Annotated in this window: 2 protein-coding genes and 1 pseudogene; 1 reads left to right on the top strand and 2 read right to left on the bottom strand. The window is 72.5% G+C overall.

Annotated elements, in window-relative coordinates; translation table 11 throughout:
* Window positions 1–948 (bottom strand): HAMP domain-containing protein (locus QLH51_RS19775; RefSeq protein ID WP_283514675.1); only part of this gene is annotated, 948 nt, incomplete at its 3' end.
* Window positions 949–950: 2 nt separating this feature from the next.
* A complete protein-coding gene (locus QLH51_RS19770) occupies window positions 951–1616 on the bottom strand; it encodes a response regulator transcription factor (protein WP_125662762.1) in 666 nt (221 codons plus the stop codon).
* Between the two features lie 250 nt (window positions 1617–1866).
* On the opposite strand from QLH51_RS19770, the pseudogene QLH51_RS19765 reads away from it, so the two are divergent.
* Window positions 1867–2292, top strand: a pseudogene (locus QLH51_RS19765) (hypothetical protein); the annotation flags it as partial.

Genomic DNA, 2292 nt, shown 5'->3' with positions numbered 1-2292 from the left:
GTGCAGCGCCGCCACCACCCCCGCCAGTGCCGCGACCGCCGGGGCCAGCGCCGTCGCCGCCCGCCGGTCGACCGTTCCCCCGCGCGCCCGCGAAAGATGGTGGCGGATCGTCGCATCGATCCGCGCGACCTGATGTTCCCGCCGATCGCCGGCGAGGTCGAGCGCCAGCGTCGCCACCGGCGTCTTGAGCGCATGCGCCAGGTTCGCCGCCGCCCCCCGCGCCGTCGCCAGCGCCGCGCCCTGTTCGCGCACCAGTGCGTTCAGCTCGACCGCCAGCGGCCGCAATTCGTCGGGCTGGTCCTCGGGCACGTCCGCCGCCGCGCCCGATCGCACCGCCGCCACCCGGTCGCGCAACGCCCGCAGCGGCCGGAGCCCCAGCCGCAGCTGCACCAGCGTCGCCACCGCCAGCAGCAGCGCCACGATCGCCAGCGTCGCCAGCAGCGGCAGCAGCGCCCCGCGCAGCGGCCGCTCGATCGTCGCCCGCGGCACCGCCACGCCCAGCAGCACCGGCCCGGCGCTGCCCCGCCGCACCGTCATCAACCCGTGCAGCCGCGTACCGTCGTCCAGTTCGGTCTCGAACGGCCGCCCGATGTCGCGCTCGCCACCATGGCGCGGGCGCGGGCCGCCCGGCGGTCCCGCATCCGCGATCGGCAGCATCGCGCTCCCGAACGTCCCGCCCGGCGCACGGATCGTCCACACCCCGCCGCGCCCGAACGCCGCGGTCACCTCGTCCCGTGCCAGCAGCGCGCGGTCGACCGTCCCGTCGGGTCGCACCACCGCGCCCAGCAGCCGCAACCGGTCGGCCAGCCGTTCGTCGACGCCATGCGTCACGAACCGCTCCAGCACGCCACCGATCGCGACCCCCGCCACCGGCAGCGCGACCAGCGTCGTCGCGACCGACAGCGCCAGCATCCGGCCATGGATCGAACGGGGGATGGAACGCGGCAACCTCATGGCTTTCCCGCCGTCAGCCGGTATCCCCGCCCGCGCACCGTCTCGATCAACGGCGCGCCGATCTTCTTGCGCAGCCGCCCGATGATGACCTCGAGGCTGTTGGAATCGACATCGGCATCGCCCTCATACACCCGCTCCATCAGGTCGAGCCGCTCGATCACCGCCTCCTTCGCCAGCATCAGCGCCGCCAGCACCCGGTGCTCCAGCGCAGTCAGCCTGATCGGCAACCCGTCCAGCTCGAACACGCCGGTCTGCGTCTCGTACGCCAGCGGCCCGCACGCGATCCGCGTCGCGCCATGCCCGGCGGCGCGGCGCACCAGCGCGCGCAACCGCATCATCAGCTCCTCGATCCGGAACGGCTTGGTCAGGAAATCGTCGGCCCCCGCCTTGAACCCGGCGACCTTGTCCGACCATCCGTCGCGCGCGGTCAGCACCAGCACCGGCAGGTCGCGCCCTCCCTCGCGCCATCCCTTCAGCACCGCCGTCCCCTCCCGGTCGGGCAGCCCCAGGTCGAGCACCGCCACGTCATAGCGTTCGGTATCGCCCAGATGCTGCGCGTCGATCCCGCTCGGGCACAGATCGACCGCGCATTGCTCCGCCCGCAGCGCCCGCGCGATGGCCGGGCCCAGATCGGGATCGTCCTCGACAAGCAGGATACGCATGGCCTTTGCCTTCCTTACCGAGACCCCGTTCGTGCTGAGTAGGGGCTGAGCTTGTCGAAGACCCGTATCGAAGCATTGTTGCCGCGGACGGTCCTTCGATACGCCATTTCGACGTCGCTCAATGGCTACTCAGGACGAACGGCAGTGCCAATGCCAACGCTGCTTAAACCGAAACTGAACCGCCGGGTTCAGCGTGGCGAGGGGACGAATCGCCATAAGGGCTGCATCGAACAACCAAGGAGCGGAGCACATGGCGAAATTTTCCCTCGGCAGCCCGGCGAAACTGGGCCTCGGCGTCGCGATCGGCCTCGCCATCGGCGCGGCGGGCGGGGCGGGCGCGGTATCGCTGACCCGGCCGGCGGTCGAAATGGCGCCGACCGTGGCGACCCCGGTCGCGAAGCTGGCGGACGGCAGCGGCGTGGTGACGGTCAAGGGCCGCGTCGCGGAGGTCTATGGCGACCGTTTCGTGGTGCAGGACGCCAGCGGCCGTGCGATGGTCGATGGTGGCCGCGATGCAGCGGTGACGAAGGGTGCAGCGGTGCAGGTGCAGGGCCGCTACGACGATGGCCAGCTGCGCGCATCCTATGTCGTCGACGCCGCCGGCCGCGTCACTCCGGTCGGCCCACCCCCGCGCCGCCCCGGCCGCGGTCCCGACGGCCACGGCCCCGGCCCGCAC

The sequence above is a fragment of the Sphingomonas sp. 2R-10 genome, assembly GCF_030062225.1.
Classification (GTDB): domain Bacteria; phylum Pseudomonadota; class Alphaproteobacteria; order Sphingomonadales; family Sphingomonadaceae; genus Sphingomonas.
The sequence above is the reverse complement of the archived record's forward strand: the minus strand, read 5'-3'. Positions and strand labels throughout refer to the sequence as shown.

Coding starts and splice junctions, on each gene's coding strand:
- QLH51_RS19770 (WP_125662762.1), bottom strand. CDS start 1,616: ATGCGTATCCTGCTTGTCGAGGACGATCCCGATCTGGGCCCGGCCATC.